The sequence below is a fragment of the Nostoc sp. XA010 genome, assembly GCF_020829625.1.
Taxonomy (GTDB): Bacteria; Cyanobacteriota; Cyanobacteriia; order Cyanobacteriales; family Nostocaceae; genus Nostoc.
Genome location: NZ_JAIVFX010000002.1, coordinates 166,549 through 182,163, shown reverse-complemented (window position 1 = coordinate 182,163; position 15,615 = coordinate 166,549). Strand labels below are relative to the sequence as shown.

The 15,615-nt window shown below is 41.9% G+C and carries 17 protein-coding genes; 6 read left to right on the top strand and 11 right to left on the bottom strand.

Annotated features, from left to right (window positions below):
* Nucleotides 1-27: 27 nt before the first annotated feature.
* Both trpS and LC608_RS03700 read left to right on the top strand, forming a co-directional pair.
* Entirely contained in the window at nucleotides 28-1,038 is a 1,011-nt protein-coding gene (gene trpS / locus LC608_RS03705; protein WP_229552235.1) for a tryptophan--tRNA ligase, read from the top strand.
* A 58-nt stretch (nucleotides 1,039-1,096) separates the two neighbouring features.
* Nucleotides 1,097-2,017, top strand: a complete 921-nt coding sequence (locus LC608_RS03700; RefSeq protein ID WP_229552234.1) for a methylenetetrahydrofolate reductase — start codon at nucleotides 1,097-1,099, stop codon at nucleotides 2,015-2,017.
* Nucleotides 2,018-2,078: 61 nt separating this feature from the next.
* Here LC608_RS03700 and LC608_RS03695 read toward each other — a convergent pair whose 3' ends face one another.
* The 4 genes from LC608_RS03695 to LC608_RS03680 all read right to left on the bottom strand — a co-directional run bounded on the left by LC608_RS03695 (nucleotide 2,079) and on the right by LC608_RS03680 (nucleotide 4,572).
* Nucleotides 2,079-2,312: an EF-hand domain-containing protein gene (locus tag LC608_RS03695; protein WP_229552233.1), complete on the bottom strand. Its 234-nt coding sequence runs from the start codon at nucleotides 2,310-2,312 to the stop codon at nucleotides 2,079-2,081.
* Between the two features lie 225 nt (nucleotides 2,313-2,537).
* The gene (locus tag LC608_RS03690) at nucleotides 2,538-2,783 is read right to left on the bottom strand and encodes a hypothetical protein (protein WP_229552232.1); all 246 of its coding nucleotides are present in this window, start codon (nucleotides 2,781-2,783) and stop codon (nucleotides 2,538-2,540) included.
* Nucleotides 2,784-3,015: 232 nt separating this feature from the next.
* Nucleotides 3,016-3,570 (bottom strand): phosphate-starvation-inducible PsiE family protein, encoded by a 555-nt coding sequence (locus LC608_RS03685; protein WP_229552231.1) that lies wholly within the window; start codon nucleotides 3,568-3,570, stop codon nucleotides 3,016-3,018.
* Between the two features lie 81 nt (nucleotides 3,571-3,651).
* Complete coding sequence (locus LC608_RS03680; protein WP_229552230.1) at nucleotides 3,652-4,572, bottom strand: lipopolysaccharide assembly protein LapB; 921 nt, start codon at nucleotides 4,570-4,572, stop codon at nucleotides 3,652-3,654.
* Between the two features lie 264 nt (nucleotides 4,573-4,836).
* On the opposite strand from LC608_RS03680, the gene LC608_RS03675 reads away from it, so the two are divergent.
* On the top strand, nucleotides 4,837-6,885 hold the full coding sequence (locus LC608_RS03675; protein WP_229552229.1) for an elongation factor G: 2,049 nt from the start codon (nucleotides 4,837-4,839) through the stop codon (nucleotides 6,883-6,885).
* 107 nt (nucleotides 6,886-6,992) lie between these two features.
* On the opposite strand, the gene LC608_RS03670 is transcribed toward LC608_RS03675, so the two are convergent.
* Both LC608_RS03670 and LC608_RS03665 read right to left on the bottom strand, forming a co-directional pair.
* On the bottom strand, nucleotides 6,993-7,181 hold the full coding sequence (locus LC608_RS03670; RefSeq protein ID WP_229552228.1) for a type II toxin-antitoxin system HicA family toxin: 189 nt from the start codon (nucleotides 7,179-7,181) through the stop codon (nucleotides 6,993-6,995).
* Nucleotides 7,178-7,378 carry a type II toxin-antitoxin system HicB family antitoxin gene (locus LC608_RS03665; protein WP_229552227.1) on the bottom strand — a complete coding sequence of 67 codons (201 nt, stop codon included), beginning with the start codon at nucleotides 7,376-7,378 and terminating at the stop codon, nucleotides 7,178-7,180. Before LC608_RS03665 ends, LC608_RS03670 begins: the two co-directional genes overlap by 4 nt.
* A 142-nt stretch (nucleotides 7,379-7,520) precedes the next feature.
* Here LC608_RS03665 and LC608_RS03660 point away from each other — a divergent pair, with 142 nt between their 5' ends.
* On the top strand, nucleotides 7,521-7,913 hold the full coding sequence (locus LC608_RS03660) for a nuclease A inhibitor family protein (RefSeq protein ID WP_229552226.1): 393 nt from the start codon (nucleotides 7,521-7,523) through the stop codon (nucleotides 7,911-7,913).
* Between the two features lie 80 nt (nucleotides 7,914-7,993).
* Here LC608_RS03660 and LC608_RS03655 read toward each other — a convergent pair whose 3' ends face one another.
* Both LC608_RS03655 and LC608_RS03650 read right to left on the bottom strand, forming a co-directional pair.
* Complete coding sequence (locus LC608_RS03655; RefSeq protein ID WP_229552225.1) at nucleotides 7,994-8,833, bottom strand: DNA/RNA non-specific endonuclease; 840 nt, start codon at nucleotides 8,831-8,833, stop codon at nucleotides 7,994-7,996.
* Between the two features lie 520 nt (nucleotides 8,834-9,353).
* Nucleotides 9,354-9,866 (bottom strand): DUF6174 domain-containing protein, encoded by a 513-nt coding sequence (locus tag LC608_RS03650; RefSeq protein ID WP_229552224.1) that lies wholly within the window; start codon nucleotides 9,864-9,866, stop codon nucleotides 9,354-9,356.
* A gap of 246 nt (nucleotides 9,867-10,112) precedes the next feature.
* On the opposite strand from LC608_RS03650, the gene LC608_RS03645 reads away from it, so the two are divergent.
* Entirely contained in the window at nucleotides 10,113-10,298 is a 186-nt protein-coding gene (locus LC608_RS03645; protein ID WP_229552223.1) for a DDE transposase family protein, read from the top strand.
* A 78-nt stretch (nucleotides 10,299-10,376) separates the two neighbouring features.
* Here the strand turns inward: LC608_RS03645 and ctpC are convergent, their stop codons facing one another.
* Together ctpC and ispG are read right to left on the bottom strand one after the other, a co-directional pair.
* Nucleotides 10,377-11,660 (bottom strand): carboxyl-terminal processing protease CtpC, encoded by a 1,284-nt coding sequence (gene ctpC, locus LC608_RS03640; protein ID WP_229552222.1) that lies wholly within the window; start codon nucleotides 11,658-11,660, stop codon nucleotides 10,377-10,379.
* Between the two features lie 252 nt (nucleotides 11,661-11,912).
* Nucleotides 11,913-13,139 carry a (E)-4-hydroxy-3-methylbut-2-enyl-diphosphate synthase gene (gene ispG / locus LC608_RS03635; protein ID WP_229552221.1) on the bottom strand — a complete coding sequence of 409 codons (1,227 nt, stop codon included), beginning with the start codon at nucleotides 13,137-13,139 and terminating at the stop codon, nucleotides 11,913-11,915.
* Between the two features lie 382 nt (nucleotides 13,140-13,521).
* Between ispG and LC608_RS03630 the strand changes: the two genes are divergently transcribed.
* The gene (locus tag LC608_RS03630) at nucleotides 13,522-14,565 is read left to right on the top strand and encodes an isochorismatase (RefSeq protein WP_229552220.1); all 1,044 of its coding nucleotides are present in this window, start codon (nucleotides 13,522-13,524) and stop codon (nucleotides 14,563-14,565) included.
* 154 nt (nucleotides 14,566-14,719) lie between these two features.
* On the opposite strand, the gene LC608_RS03625 is transcribed toward LC608_RS03630, so the two are convergent.
* Nucleotides 14,720-15,613: a M23 family metallopeptidase gene (locus LC608_RS03625; RefSeq protein WP_229552219.1), complete on the bottom strand. Its 894-nt coding sequence runs from the start codon at nucleotides 15,611-15,613 to the stop codon at nucleotides 14,720-14,722.
* Nucleotides 15,614-15,615 lie beyond the last annotated feature (2 nt).

Sequence of the window (15,615 nt, the reverse complement as noted above, 5' to 3'; positions counted from 1 at the left end):
GGATTTGAGATAACTAAGTTGAAATTTATGGGCAAGCAACGTGTTCTTTCTGGAGTTCAACCAACCGGCAATTACCATCTAGGTAACTATTTGGGAGCCATTCGCAACTGGGTAGAAGGTCAGAGCGAATACGAAAATTACCTCTTTGTGGCTGATTTACACGCAATTACAGTGCCACACGACCCAAAACAGTTGGCAGCTGATACCTACACCCTTGCTGCTCTCTATCTAGCTTGTGGTCTTGATTTAAATCACTCTACCATTTTTGTACAATCCCACGTTTCGGCCCACAGTGAACTCACCTGGTTGCTCAACTGCATTACACCTCTAAACTGGCTGCAAGATATGATCCAGTTTAAGGAAAAGGCTGTTAAACAGGGAGAAAATGTGAGTGCAGGTTTATTGGATTACCCTGTGCTGATGGCATCTGATATTTTGCTTTACCAAGCTGATAAAGTGCCAGTGGGTGAAGACCAAAAGCAACATTTGGAATTGACACGGGATATTGCAGCGCGGCTAAATCACCAATTTGGTAAACCAGATCAGCCAGTTCTGAAGTTACCAGACCCTTTGATTCGTAAGGAAGGGGCAAGGGTGATGAGTTTGGCGGACGGTACACGCAAAATGTCGAAGTCTGATCCTTCTGAGTTAAGCCGAATCAGTTTGCTAGATTCACCAGAACAAATTCAATACAAGATTAAACGTTGCAAAACTGATCCGATTCGTGGGCTGACTTTTGATGATCCAGCCCGTCCAGAGTGTAATAACTTGTTAACGCTGTATACATTGCTTTCTGGTAAAACAAAGGGAGATGTAGCCGTTGAATGTCAGGATATGGGTTGGGGACAATTCAAGCCATTGTTGACGGACACAATTATTGAGTCGCTGAAACCCATTCAAGAAAAATATCAGTCGATAACGGAGGATAAAGGCTATTTGGAGTCTGTGTTGAGGGATGGAGGGGAAAAAGCTAGGGCGATCGCAAATCAAACTTTATCACAAGTAAAAACTGCTTTAGGCTACTCTCTTCCTCTATAATTTGTCCCTTTTCGGTGTGATTGGCTATACCATTTAAGAAATTGAAATTCTTAATTTTATGCATCACACCCATAGCCCCACAGCCTTCAAGAGAGCTGTACAAGCAGGCGAATTTCTAGTTACTGCCGAGGTAGCACCCCCGAAAGGGGGAGATCCAGGGCACATGATTCAAATGGCGGCGACTCTTAAGGGAAGGGTTCATGCTGTCAATGTTACTGATGGTAGCCGCGCAGTATTACGGATGTCTTCGTTAATGGCGTCGGTGATTTTGTTACAAAACGGTATAGAACCGATTTGTCAAATTGCTTGCCGCGATCGCAACCGCATCGGTTTACAAGCTGATTTAATGGGCGCTCATGCTTTAGGTATCCGTAACATTTTAGCTTTGACTGGCGATCCAGTAAAAGCAGGCGATCATCCAGATGCCAAAGCAGTGTTTGACTTAGAAGCGGTACGACTGCTGCAACTGATTCGGAAGATGAATCAAGGCGTTGATTCCAATGAGAAACCCTTGACTGATGGAGCGTTAGATTTATTTGTTGGTGCAGCAGTAGATCCGCAATGTAAAAGTTGGTCGGGTTTGCAAAGTCGATTTGAACGCAAAATCGAAGCCGGAGCGCAGTTTTTTCAAAGTCAGTTAATTACCGATTTTGAGCGGCTAGAAAAGTTTATGGATACCATTGCTGCTGGCTATAAAAAACCAATTTTGGCAGGAATTTTTCTGTTGAAATCGGCAAAAAATGCTCAGTTTATTAATAGATGTGTTCCGGGTGTAAATATTCCCCAACATATTATTGATAGATTGGCAAAAGCTAAAGATCCTGGTGAAGAAGGGATGAAAATTGCCGCCGAGCAAGTGCAAATAGCACGGCAATTATGCCAAGGTGTTCACATGATGGCGGTGAAGCGAGAAGATGCGATCGCGCCAATTTTAGATTTGGCTGGGGTTGCTCCAGTTAATCAGTTGGTATCCAAGTAAACGAAATAATGGATTTTTTTATTAAAGCAGATGGGAGCAACCATCTGCTTTTTTTTAACTGCTAGTTTAAATTATCTGCTTTATCAACTGCTTCCTTTAACTCTTCAAAGGTAATACTACCGTCTTTGTCTGAGTCACACTGTACTAGTAACTCCTGGGGACTACTGGTATTTGTTTCTGATATGATGATTGCACTTAAGCCAGGACTTAAAAAAAGTTCATTAATGGAGACTTTGCCGTCTTGATCGCGATCTAATTGATTAAAAAGAGATTGAAGCTCTTGCTCGGTTGTCATAAGTTTCTATGTAAATTAATCTTTCAATTTAATATCTCAAAATCTTGACAAAGACGCAAGGACACTTAAGACAGTTAAGGTGTACTCTGTAATACAGGGTCTACAATCTGACAATGAAAATCAATCAGCACAATATTCTCACACAGTAAGAGATACAGCTAATTTTCCTTGCGTCTAATTTAATCAGCAAGTGCGTAGGCGTAGTCTACGCACTTAAAGCCTGGGTTACATCTTACCGTGTTGCATCACTTCTTGTAGATGCCGACGAACCTCTTGTGCTTGCTCAAGATCAGATTGGCGCAATTTTTGGAATAACTCTACACAAGGCTGAGAACCTACTTGCTCTGCATCTTTGATGTAAATATCGTAAGCTTTAATGGCTTCAGCCTTGTTGTGCAAAACAGTGACAAAATCATACTCCAAGTTGCTAATTGGCTCTTGAGACTGTCCATTACCTGTATTTGTAGTCATGGCTTGACCCTCTTTTAGAATTTCTAATTAATTTATACTCACCCTAAAAGAGGGATTCATCTTCCAAAAAGAGTATATTTCAATACGTCGGAAGTACCTTGCAAAAGTAAGTTATACCATTTTAGATTTTAGATGCATCCAATTTCCTGATACAGCCCCAAGCAAAGGAGTGGAGAGTAAGAAAATACTTTTTCTCTACTCCCCACTCCCCACTCCCCATTGTCATAACAATTTATCCAAGCGGTTGATTTTCATCACATTGTCGTGAATACTGGAATTCCAACTCATTTTGCCGTTCCCTACCTCCTCTATACACAACCGGACAAAACTTAGTGTTAGCGCTCATGCAATCCATGTGTGGCGTCTTAGCACAAACTACGAGTAGTCCACCCAGAACAAACAACAAACCACAAATTGCAAGCGTATTAACCCAATAAATTTCCAGCGCTCCGTGAACTACTATTTCTCGCAGTAGAGATACAATTGTTACCTCAACTGCGACTCCTACAGAGATACTATGTTCTTGCAAGTAGACCATTAATAGTCGGAATAACTCGACTAAAATTAACACAAATAGTATTTTTGCAGTCACATGTTTATAGTCTAGTGGCTGCGTGATGGCAATCGCTATCCCCCACAATTGGATCAGCATGACGGCGAACAATCCCAAACACAAGACAATCACAATTAAGTCTTGAAAGGCTTCCATGTTGCGAACAATTGACTGGCGATCAAGCCAGCGATCGCTAAATAAGAATCGACTTTTCTGGCGCTTTTGCATGTACATTTTTCCAATCGGGACAACTTCAGACAACACCAGCGAGTCAACCCAATAGTTTTATGTTATGCAATATTAAGTTTTTGCGCCTCAGCGAGGTTTGTAATTTAAATTTTGTGCTTGTTGCAACAATTGTTCGGCATTTTTCGCCCACTGAGGATTTTTCTGAGCATTATATAAATCTCTAGCAAATTGCAATACTTGTACTGCATCTCCATATTGCTGTAACTGCATAAAAGCTAACCCTGCACCATAATAAGCGTTGGGATAGTTAGAGTTAGCTTCGGCTGATTTTCTAAAAGCCTCTAATGCCTCTTGTGGTTTGCCTTGCTGAAACCAAATTGAGCCGAGATTATAGTAAGCTTCTGGATACTTCGGATTAATTTTTACTGCCTGATTAAACGCATCTCTGGCTTGATCGAGTTTACCTTGTTGGAGATAACATATCCCTATATGATAAGGAGGCTCTGGTGCATTTTTGCTATATTCTATGGCTTTTTTAAAAGATGCGATCGCTTTTTCACAATCACGTTGCTGTTCTCGTACCAACCCCAAGTTATAGTGGGCAAATCCTAATTTTGGATCAAGTTCTAACGCACGTCGCAAGTAATCGTTAGCTAACTGTAAATTATTTCCCTCTAACAACGCACCACCTAAATTAGCAAAAGCCGGAGCAAACTTAGGATCGGCTTGCGTCGCTCGATAAAATGCATCCGCAGAGGGTTGTAATTGTCCCGTTTGTCGGAATGCTAGCCCTAAATTATACTGCGCTGGTGCTAATGTCGGATCTAATTGAGTTGCTTGTTTAAAGGCTGCGATCGCATCTTGTACCTTTCCCGCCTGAATTGCTTGTAAACCTTGGTTTAACCAGTCTATAGGAGTTTTACCATTAGATTGTGCCTGCTTTGAGGGGACAGGAGCAGATAAAGATAGAGAGGCGGAGGAAATGCTAACAAGCAGCATCAAACTTACTAACCCAGCTATGCGATATTTAAAGAATGATTTTCCCATTGATTTTCTGACTTGCAACACTTTCAGTTAAATTTACTTTATAAAAAGTTTTTTACAAAAATTTTTAATTTGCCATAAAACTTTGTGACAGTTAACTTTTCTTAAGCTAAATCTTACAACAGGCTACAATTTTTTTAACTTTCGATTAAAGGGAGGATAATAACAAATTAAAGAAGGGGTAATTTTGACTCCAAAGAAGTATTTTTTATCCCTGATAAAAACAGAATCATGCGGTTAGGAAAAACTTACCGCAAGGGAGGTTTTATGAACGAAAAAGTAAAATCGGGTTCGCGGAATGTTGCAATTGTCGGCCCTTATTTAAGTGGAAAAACTACTTTACTAGAAAGCTTGTTATTTGTCACAGGGGCAATTTCTCGCAAAGGGAGTGTTAAGGACAGCAATACAGTGGGAGATAGTGCTGCCGAGTCGCGCGATCGCCACATGAGTGTAGAAGTCAGCGCCGCTAGCACTGAGTATAACGGCATTCGCTTCACTTTTATTGACTGTCCGGGAAGTGTAGAATTTGCTCAAGAAACGTACAATGCTTTAATGGGAGTGGATGCGGCAATTGTAGTTTGCGAACCCATCCGCGAACGAGTCCTCACCCTCGCCCCTCTATTTAAATTCCTCGACGATTGGGAAATTCCCCACCTCGTCTTCGTCAACAAAATGGATCGGGCAAATATTCACGTTTTAGAAACGTTGCACGCCCTGAAAGCAGTATCTAGCCGTCCCCTGGTAGCGCATCAATATCCCATCATGAACGAGGAACAACTCACCGGCTTTATCGATATGGTGAGCGAACAGGCATATCAATATCATCCAGGCGCACCTGCTGACCCCATCCCCTTCCCCGAAAGTTTAAAACAAGAAGAACATATAGCGCGGGCAGAAATGCTCGAAGCCTTAGCAAATTTTGACGACCATTTACTCGAAGAACTTTTAGAAGACATCGAACCTCCTCAAGAGGAAATACTCCAAGATTTAAAAATGGAATTAGGGGCAGATTTAGTAGTGCCCGTTTTCTTTGGTGTAGCAGAACAAGATTATGGTGTTAGACCTTTATTAGAAGCCTTGTTACGGGAAGCCCCCGAACCAGAAACCACAGCAGAACGTCGTTTAAAAAACATAAAAGGTGATACACCTTTAGCGCAGGTATTAAAAACTTACTACACTCCCCAAGGTGGCAAACTTTCCCTCGTGCGTGTTTGGCGGGGCAAATTAACTGATGGTATTGTCCTCAATGGCATTCGCACTGGTGGAATTTACCGCCTCATGGGACAACAACAGCAGTCAGTTAACCAAGTTAGTGCTGGTGAAATTGTCGCATTGAGCCGTTTAGAAGGAATCAAGACAGGCGATACAATCTCCACAGAACAGCAGCCGGCAATAAAATTACCCAAAGCTGTAGAGTTGGAACCAGTGTATGCCCTCGCTATTACACCAGAAAAGCGCAACGATGAAGTAAAACTTAGCGGTGCCATCACCAAGTTATTAGAAGAAGACTGTTCACTTGCTTGGGAACAACACGGTGATACTCACGAAGTTATCTTGTGGGGACAAGGCGAGATTCATTTACAAGTTGCCTTAGACAGACTGCGCCGCAAATATAACTTGCCGATGACAACCCACTTACCGCAAGTGCCTTACAAAGAAACCATCCGTAAAACAGTGGCTTCAATTCATGGGCGCTACAAGCACCAAAGCGGTGGTCACGGACAGTTTGGTGATGTTTTTCTCGACATCAAACCCCTACCACGCGGTACAGGTTTCAACTTTAATGAAACTATTGTCGGCGGTGTGGTTCCTAAACAGTACATTCCTGGGGTGGAAATGGGCGTGCGGGAATTTCTGACACATGGGCCTTTGGGCTTTCCAATGGTGGATTTGGCGGTAACTCTGACTAATGGTTCGTATCACAACGTTGATAGTTCCGAACAAGCCTTTAAACAAGCTGCCCGATTGGCAATGCAAACGGGAATACCCCAAGCGGAACCTACCCTGTTAGAACCAATTCTGCGGGTGGAAGTGACTACACCTAGCGAATTTACCTCCAAAGTGTTGCAACTATTGAGTGGTAGACGTGGGCAAATTTTAGGCTATGAAGGCAGAAACGATTGGCAAGGCTGGGATAATATCTCTGCATACTTGCCACAAGCAGAGATGCAAAACTTTATTGTAGAACTGCGATCGCTCACCTTGGGCGTTGGTTCCTTCCACTGGGAATATGACCATCTCCAGGAAGTGCCAGAAAGACTCGCTGAACGCGTCATTCACAGCAATGGCAATGGTGGTAACGGCAACGGCAAGTAATTTTAGATTTTGGATTTTGGATTAATCTAAAATCAACACTAGCCCGGAACTTTAAGTTTCGGGCTAATAACTAAAGTCCAATAAATTGTTGTTAGTCTATATCTTCTTCAGTAAGACCTGCATCCTTGAGCAGTCCTTTTTAGTGTTCCAATGGGTAAATCGCGATTGCCATGAACAGGGATAGAGAGAATGACACCTTTGTTGGCATAAATATGGTGACTACCAGTAATCCGTTTCAGGTTCCAGCCATACCGTTCAACAATTTTACATAAGGCTTTACCAGAAACAGATTTCATAGGGATATTTCAATCAACTTTTTATCGGGTTCAAGTTCTTGCTGCTGGCTAGCAACTTCAAGCCAACCCTGAATTGCATCTTTAAGCATTTCTAACAAGTCTTCGTAGCTTTCTCCCCATGTGTGACACCCTGGTAGGGCTGGTACAGAAGCACACCACACATCGTCTTCTTGCCAAATAACGGCTTTGATTTTCATGATAAATCTGTTGTAGTGTCGTGTTTTACATCCTAACGTAACTACATTTGAGAGTTGCGTAGGCATCGCTCCAAGGCTGAGATTCCCGACTTCTCTCAGAAGTTGAATGATACAGTATGAGCGTTGCTAGAAACTGATGACTATGAGCGGCGAGATTGTCGAAAAACTGAAGGAAGCTAGTACTGGCTTGTTAATGATGAGCGAATCAGATTACCCTTTCGAGGTTGTTCAGTGGAAAGGTGCTGCACCTGCAACACAGGAGAAAATATTACAGCTAACAGGTTCTCAAGACCTGTTAGTAGAAATAGTAGACTTGGACTATCTCTTTCGTAATTGTGCATTTGAGCAAGAGTGGCACAATGAATTACAGAAAAAAGATGTTAAAAAATTTCAAACACTTATTCAGACGCTTAAAGATAATCTTAGTGACATTAGCGTTTATCGTGTTGGACAAATAAATATTGACGCTTACATCATAGGACAAACCAAAGATGGTGACTTAGCTGGAGTAGTAACAAAACTGGTTGAAACCTAGTAAGCAGGTTGGAAATTTCTCTAAATAAAAGCCTAGCTGCACAGATGGCTAGGCTTTCTCATTTCTGAAATCATCCAAACTTATAAATTGTCAACTTGCGCTTCTATTACAGACTGAATAGATGTTGAGACTTCTGAGAGAAAATTGTATCCCGTTAGGGATTCTAATGAGTCAACGCTAACCCGATAATTTCTCCAATTCGCTGTTCGCACCCCTTGCATGTTGGGAATATTGACAGCAATAACTCTTGTGCTGGTTGTCACGCCAGCAAGACCTAAACCTGGAGTATTCAGTACAACAATAATTTTCCAAGTTGTATTAGGGACTTGAACCCGTCCATTAGCTATTGTATAGAACCTTCCGTTAGAACCAGTACCGCCCATCCCATATCCACCAGATATGATGTAGAGTTCTTTACCCTGTCCTACTAAAGTTCTGGCATATTCCTCTAAGTTTGCCCAAATCCCCTGATTATTATCTGGGGCTTGAGCAATCATGTTGCTCATCAAAAAGGTGGCAGAATTATTGGTAACACTACTAGTTCTGTCACCACTAGGTGTCATGTGACCACGATCAAAGCCACTTCCACTAAAATCGGTAGATTGAACTTGATAGCACCCAGAAGGAAGCGTTGTATCAGGTCGAAAATTATCTTGCCTTGGTGTGTTACCTAACCAACTACTATTCAACTGCCAAGACACCCAATTTGCTCTACCTATTGAGCAGTTGTAACCAATTACATACTGTGGTTTTACGAGCAAGTAGTTATTTAAACTGAAAGTTCCAGCATTGCTGGGGTTGCCAAGGGTTAGGTGAACACTTACTGATGACTGGGCTGGTACAAGCTGTGCCAACCCAATTATGAATAAAACTACTACCACAAATGGCAGCAGAAACTTGAAAATCTTGATTTTTTTCACGTTTTTGTACTTTTGATTGCAAAAACAGTGTCCGAGTTCTTCACTTTAATATCAAGCATCCAGTGATACAAAACTAAAGATTTTTGTAATGAGAAATATGTAGTGAGACAATAGCTGTAAATCTTTGTTCGGCAAGAGTTAGCAATCAGCAAACCACTATACCATTACCTTGCTGAGGAGCGATGCCTAGGTTGGGCTACGCCTAAGCTAAAAATTTTGCACCCCTATACCAAGATTTATACATCTAATCAGCAACACCAATCTTTTTTCTTAGAGGAAATTTAATTATGTGAAAGATGAGGGCGATTCGCACAGCAATAGAAACTTAAACGCTAGCAATTAATAAACCTTTTGCAAAAGTCAAAAAATCAGGAATGTCATTTTGAGCGGAACTCAGGGGAGAGAAAATTTTCACTACATGTTTCGCTCCGCTCAAGATGACAATTTAAGCATTTATGCAAGATAAGGTAAGTATACTTATTGCTTTAATCTCTAATTTTCTGTTTGCAGTGGTAGCTATTTAATTACCTTTAATTACCTTAAAATTCTCAATGGTGAGATATCTTTCTTCATCAGCTATCTGACTGTTGTAATCGATATCAATTTGGGTTGGATAGCCAAATCTTGCATTGTACCGCACATTCAGGCTGAAGGCTTTACGGTTGATAGCATCTTGAATCACATCAAACAGTTTAGGAATTGTGTTGTAATTCTGAAAGTATTCTCGATTAACTGGTTTACCTGTAGCTACAGAAGTGATGGAAGTTGTTTGACCATTACGTACTTTAATTACTACTGGTCCCCTAGCATCGCCTATACAAAAGCAACTATTGCTGAGTTCATAACTATAGTTGTAAATATTTTGCTGATTCCAGAAACGGCGATTAAATTCTAATCGCTGTTCTGCTCGCCTTAAATTCAAGTTATTATTCGGTGGCGATTGTGCTATCTCTATGGGAGATTTAGACATTACTGGTAGGTTCAGTCCGAAAGATAGCAATAACCCGGCACTGATAATCATAGGTAAACGCATATCAATTCCTTAAATTTCAGAAGTATTATATATAATACTTTCTCCACTTATTTAAGTACACTTTATATTTTTATTAAAATTCATTAGTAGGTAGACAAGCGCAAATAGCAAATTTATGACTGTAAAGAACTGGTTGGTGAGTGTAGTCTATAGCTAAATCAGATCCGATGTAATCGCATACACGCGAGAATATTTTCTCTATGCCGTAGAATTTTTACTGGAAAAAACAAATGTTTTATTTCAAGTATGAATGATTCACAAACTTGGTATATTGTCAAGCGCTCTGCTGGTAATTGCGAAATTGCCTCCAGCGATAAAGTTGGAGACGATAATGTAGAGATTATAGAACAGTGGGGGCCTTTTAGTTCGCAAGAAGAAGCGATCGCTCGGCGTGTCGGACTTATTAGGGCTGGAAAGTGCCAACCAGTTTAAGTTAGGAGTTAGGAGTTCACAATGATGGTTTTTATTCCTAACTCCTCACTATTCACTCCTAACTTTATTCCCAACTCTTCATTTTTCTGCTGTGGCTGCGCCCTTAGCAGCTATTTTTTTACCTATTATGTCTACTGCTTTAGCGAATTGGGGATCTGCTAAAGTAGCGAGTTTGTCACGTTCATGAAGCCACAAGTCCTGCATTTGGGCTTTGGTCAAATCTACCTTCACATCTGGACTAATACCTTTATGATTAATATCAGTACCGTTGGGGGTGTAGTAATGAGCAATTGTTACCGCCAATCCTGAGCCATCTTCTAAGGGACGCACCGATTGCACTAGTCCCTTACCAAAGGTTTGAGTACCAACCAAAGTAGCACGCTTGTTGTCCTGCAAAGCCCCTGAGAGGATTTCACTTGCACTGGCTGAACCTTTATCTACCAGCACCACCAACGGTTTATTCGTCAAGGCGCGTCCGTTTGCTTCTTCTTTTTCAGCTTCTCCTTGGCGTTCAACGGTGGAGACAATTTTACCTTTATCTATCCACATCCGAGCAATGTCTATACTGGAGAAGAGTAAGCCGCCTGGATTACCACGCAGATCCAAAATATATCCAGCTACCTGTTTGGTTTCTAAATCCTTGATAGCAGTTTGCATTTCTTTACCAGCATTGGCGCTGAACTGGTTCAGGCGAATGTAGCCAAGATTACCTGCTGGAGTTTTCTTTTGGGAATATTTAACTGGATGAATTTCAATCCGCGCCCGTTTGATGTCAAACTGTTTTGTCTGACCGTCGCGCCCAATCGTTAAGCTGACTTGCGTTCCTGCTTCACCTCGAATCAGGGATACTGCCTGATTAGTATCCATCCCCTTGGTATTTTTGCCGTTGATTTTGAGGATGACATCTTTTGCCAAAACACCAGCTTTATAAGCTGGTGTATCTTCGATTGGCGCAATTACAACCAATTGCTTGGTTTTTTCATCCTGGCTGATCGTGATCCCAATCCCTGTCAATTCCCCAGAGGTATCCACTTGCATATTCTTGAATTCTGCTGGGTCCATAAACCGGGTGTATGGGTCATCTAGCTTTTTGAGCATTTCCCGAATGGACTTATACGCTTCCTGCGGATTACTGTAGGACTTGCTTAAGTATTCTTTACGAACAGCCTGCCAGTCTACTTGATTAAAAGTACCATCTACGTAATTGCGGTATATATTTTGCCAAACTTCGTCTACCAATTGTTTAGGACTTGCTTTAAATAAAGCCTGACCTCGCGAATGAATGCCAAGGCTAGTAACAGCGATCGTGGAGAGTGTCACTGCCGTAGCACCCAAAACAAGCCTACTTTTTGTAATCACCATAATGACAGCTGCGTCAGAGGGAAAATATATAGTCAGTATGCTCAATCTAACACAGGCTACTACTGTGCAGACCGAGTATGTATCCTTAATTTAAACAAAATACTTGACAATCCGGCGAACTTGATGGTTTATACAAAATCTTTGTGAGTGGGGAGTCGGGAATCGGGATAGGCACAGGAGGCAGAAGTTCTTCAGTTTTGAATTTTGAATTGATTTCTCCCCCTACTCCCTACTCCCCACTCTCCCAACCCCTTACGGTTCTACCCAGCGTTCATCTCCCTTAATGAGGTTAATTAATTCCTCTACACCTTTATCTTCTGGGACTTTTTTAATTTCCTCTCTGCCACGATACAGAGAAATATAACCAGGTGTTTTGCCAACATAACCATAGTCGGCATCCGCCATTTCTCCGGGACCATTGACAATACAACCCATAACCGCTATGTCAAGACCAGTTAAGTGTTTAGTGGCTTCCCGAACTTTGTGCAGCACTTCCTCTAAGTTAAACAAAGTGCGTCCACAGGAAGGACAAGCGACGTATTCCACCATCGTTTTTCGCAATCCTAAAGCTTGAAGAATGCTATAACAGACAGGAATTTCTTTTTCTGGCGCTTCTGTAAGTGAGACGCGAATTGTATCGCCAATGCCATCAGCAAGTAAGGTAGCAATACCCGCCGTGGATTTAATTCGCCCGTATTCGCCATCACCGGCTTCGGTAACGCCTAAATGTAGCGGATAATCCATACCCAGTTCATCCATGCGCTTGGCAATCAAGCGATAGGCGGCTAGCATCACTGGTACTCGTGAGGCTTTCATGGAAATTACCAAGTTGCGGAAATCCAAAGATTCACAGATGCGAATGAATTCTATAGCAGATTCCACCATGCCTTCTGGGGTGTCACCGTAGGTAAATAGCATCCTTTCAGCGAGAGAACCATGATTTACCCCAATTCGCATCGATTTACCTTGATCGCGCAAAGAGACGACCAAAGGTTCTAAGGTTTCGCGGATTTTTTCGCCAATTTCGTCAAATTCGGCTTTAGTATACTCGGTTCGATTGACGTTGGGCTTTTCAAAGACATATAACCCCGGATTAATCCGCACTTTTTCTATGTGCTTGGATACTTCCAGAGCGATTTTTAGCCCGTTGTGATGGACATCAGCCACAATGGGCACATCTTGGTAAGTTTTAATTAATTTTTGTTTAATTTCTGCTAATGCTTTAGCATGAGCCATACTCGGCACTGTGACGCGGACAATTTCGCAGCCTATTTCGTGCAGACGACGAATACCAGCTACGGAACCATCAATATCAAGGGTGTCTTCGTTAATCATTGACTGCACTACAACAGGGAAGCCACCGCCAATGGTGACATTTCCCACCTTTACAGGACGGGTTTTACGCCGCTTGATAGTTGTATCAAAGGTAGGTTGGCTGGATGTAGTATTTGAAGTATCTACTATGGGCAGAGTTTGCATAACCTGATTAGGTAAATTTGCTGTCGTTAAAATATCAGATTTGATAAATCTCTGTTTCCCAGATTGCCACAGGTGGTGGCTCTTTGGGGCGATTAATATAGAAAAAAAGGAAAATAAGACAGGCAAAGAAATAAAGAGCAATTTAAAGGTTTTGCTAATTTATAAAGATATATTGCTAAAAAATCTTTTTAATTGAGTAGCTTGAGTGCGATCGCGCAGGTTTCACAGTAAAGCTTAATGAAGCGATCGCTTTATTGCTGAGTCATAAGAGCGATCGCTAAAATTATGTTTTTATAATACAAACATACTATCTAGTGTGGGCTTGAGAAAATTTCGGGATTGAAATCATAGATGTTATTACAGAATAAAAGCGGCTGTAATTATGAACACCCAAATAACCCCTCAACTACTAATTCCCCCACACTTTAACCCTGAAGAAGTGGGCGAAATCTGGCGTGTACCTTATCAAGAACGTGCCGCCGAAGCTGAAATCTGGGCAAAACAACACGATATCAAACCTGCATCTTTAGATAAAAGCCGGATTTGCTTACTATTAATTGATGTCCAAAACACCTTCTGCATCCCTGGATTTGAATTATTTGTAGGTGGAAAATCTGGGAAAGGAGCGGTGGATGATAATGTCAGATTATGTGAGTTTATTTATCGCAACTTGGGAGTAATTACAAAAATTGTACCTACTCTAGATACCCACACAGCAACACAAATTTTCCATCCGATCTTTTGGGTGAATGCCGTCGGAGAACATCCTACTCCAGCAGCTACTAACATTACCCCAAAAGATATCGAGCAAGGTATTTGGAAAGTTAATCCAGCAGTTGCTGACACTGTTACTAATGGGGATTATGAATTATTAAAAAAACATACTTACCATTACGTTAAGCAACTCAGTCAAGACGGTAAATATCCCCTGACAGTTTGGCCTTATCACTCTATGTTGGGTGGTATTGGTCATGCTTTAGTTTCATCAGTAGAAGAAGCCATATTTTTCCACGGGATTGCTCGTCAGAGTCAGACGCAATTTGAAATTAAAGGTGAAAATCCCTTAACAGAAAACTATTCCATCTTGCGTCCAGAGGTGTTAGAAGATTTTCAGCAACGTCCACTTGCTCTAAAGAATACTCGCCTGATTAAACAACTTTTAGAATATGATGCAATAATTATTGGTGGTCAAGCTAAAAGTCATTGCGTCGCTTGGACAATTGACGATTTATTAACAGAAATTAAACAGGTAGATGCCACCCTTGCTCAAAAAATCTATTTGTTAGAAGATTCTACTTCGCCTGTTGTTGTTCCCGGTGTTGTGGACTACACAGAACAGGCAGATGCGGCATTTGCAAGATTTGCAGAGGCAGGAATGCACATTGTAAAATCTAGCGAAAATATAGCATCTTTTTTTAACGCATAGGCGCTTCTCTACGTTCGCGTAGCGTGTCGCAGACAGACGCTACGCGTAGCTTGCTTCCCCGTAGGGGTACGCCTTCCCGCAGGGTAGGATCGCAAAGGTTTCGCAGAGGAACACAGAGATTTCCTTTGCGATCTTCTGCATTTCAAAACAAACCTCATTTTTTGAAATAACCCTTTGGATCTTCTGCTACCCAACCCAGAGATGAGCTAGAACGAACTTCAAAATGGAGGTGCGGTTGACTAGAGGTTGGTTGTCCGCTAGTGCCTACGGTTCCCAGTAAGTCTCCTTTTTTTACTTGTTGACCGACAGTAACCTTGATGCTGTCAAGCTGGGCATAGCGGCTTTGGAGTCCGCCAGTGTGGTTAATAATGACCAACTTGCCATAAGAACCTTGGTCATTAGCAAAGGCTATGGTTCCAGGCGCGATCGCTAGCACATCTCCACCAACTGGTGCTAATAAATCAACACCACTGTGGAAGAAAACTTGACCTGTAGCAGGATTAATTTGCCAGCCGTAAGCTAATCCCACATTTGCCACTTCCCCCAAAGGATATCCAGATAAGGATGCACGGTTTGGCGTACCTGCATCAGTAGGTAAAGGGGACTTAGTTACAACACCATTGGGCGACCAATTTACCCCCGGAACAAACACAATTCTGGGGTTTTGTTGGCAGCCATTCACCTCAAAAAGGCTATCAGCACGAACTTTGTATTGTGCCGCTACTTGTCGCCAAGTTTGACCACGAGGTACTTCGACTACAATCCCATTGTAGGGAGGAATTTGAAGTACACTCCCAACGGCTGCGATTGCACCGCTCTGCAAAGCTGGATTCATGCCGATAATAGTTGTAGGTATGAGATTGTAGCGTTGCGCTATGCTCTCCAAAGTTTCGCCACGAACAACTTTATGGCGTTGGAAGCGAGATAGGGCTGGAGTTGGGCAATCACCCACAGCAGCTTTGGCACTGTTGATGTTTGGCAGTATGGATACTAAGCTCAAGGCGCTAACTAAGCTACAGAGAATCAGTTGACGAAAGGGTAAAGTCATGT

Excerpts from the sequence above, each read along its gene's own strand:
- LC608_RS03700 (WP_229552234.1), top strand. The coding sequence starts at position 1,097 with ATGCATCACACCCATAGCCCCACAGCCTTCAAGAGAGCTGTACAAGCA.
- ispG (WP_229552221.1), bottom strand. The coding sequence starts at position 13,139 with ATGCAAACTCTGCCCATAGTAGATACTTCAAATACTACATCCAGCCAA.
- LC608_RS03660 (WP_229552226.1), top strand. The coding sequence starts at position 7,521 with ATGAGCGGCGAGATTGTCGAAAAACTGAAGGAAGCTAGTACTGGCTTG.
- LC608_RS03625 (WP_229552219.1), bottom strand. The coding sequence starts at position 15,613 with ATGACTTTACCCTTTCGTCAACTGATTCTCTGTAGCTTAGTTAGCGCC.
- LC608_RS03645 (WP_229552223.1), top strand. The coding sequence starts at position 10,113 with ATGAATGATTCACAAACTTGGTATATTGTCAAGCGCTCTGCTGGTAAT.
- LC608_RS03685 (WP_229552231.1), bottom strand. The coding sequence starts at position 3,570 with ATGTACATGCAAAAGCGCCAGAAAAGTCGATTCTTATTTAGCGATCGC.
- LC608_RS03665 (WP_229552227.1), bottom strand. The coding sequence starts at position 7,378 with ATGAAAATCAAAGCCGTTATTTGGCAAGAAGACGATGTGTGGTGTGCT.
- trpS (WP_229552235.1), top strand. The coding sequence starts at position 28 with ATGGGCAAGCAACGTGTTCTTTCTGGAGTTCAACCAACCGGCAATTAC.
- LC608_RS03675 (WP_229552229.1), top strand. The coding sequence starts at position 4,837 with ATGAACGAAAAAGTAAAATCGGGTTCGCGGAATGTTGCAATTGTCGGC.
- LC608_RS03630 (WP_229552220.1), top strand. The coding sequence starts at position 13,522 with ATGAACACCCAAATAACCCCTCAACTACTAATTCCCCCACACTTTAAC.
- LC608_RS03690 (WP_229552232.1), bottom strand. The coding sequence starts at position 2,783 with ATGACTACAAATACAGGTAATGGACAGTCTCAAGAGCCAATTAGCAAC.
- LC608_RS03695 (WP_229552233.1), bottom strand. The coding sequence starts at position 2,312 with ATGACAACCGAGCAAGAGCTTCAATCTCTTTTTAATCAATTAGATCGC.
- ctpC (WP_229552222.1), bottom strand. The coding sequence starts at position 11,660 with ATGGTGATTACAAAAAGTAGGCTTGTTTTGGGTGCTACGGCAGTGACA.
- LC608_RS03680 (WP_229552230.1), bottom strand. The coding sequence starts at position 4,572 with ATGGGAAAATCATTCTTTAAATATCGCATAGCTGGGTTAGTAAGTTTG.
- LC608_RS03650 (WP_229552224.1), bottom strand. The coding sequence starts at position 9,866 with ATGCGTTTACCTATGATTATCAGTGCCGGGTTATTGCTATCTTTCGGA.
- LC608_RS03670 (WP_229552228.1), bottom strand. The coding sequence starts at position 7,181 with ATGAAATCTGTTTCTGGTAAAGCCTTATGTAAAATTGTTGAACGGTAT.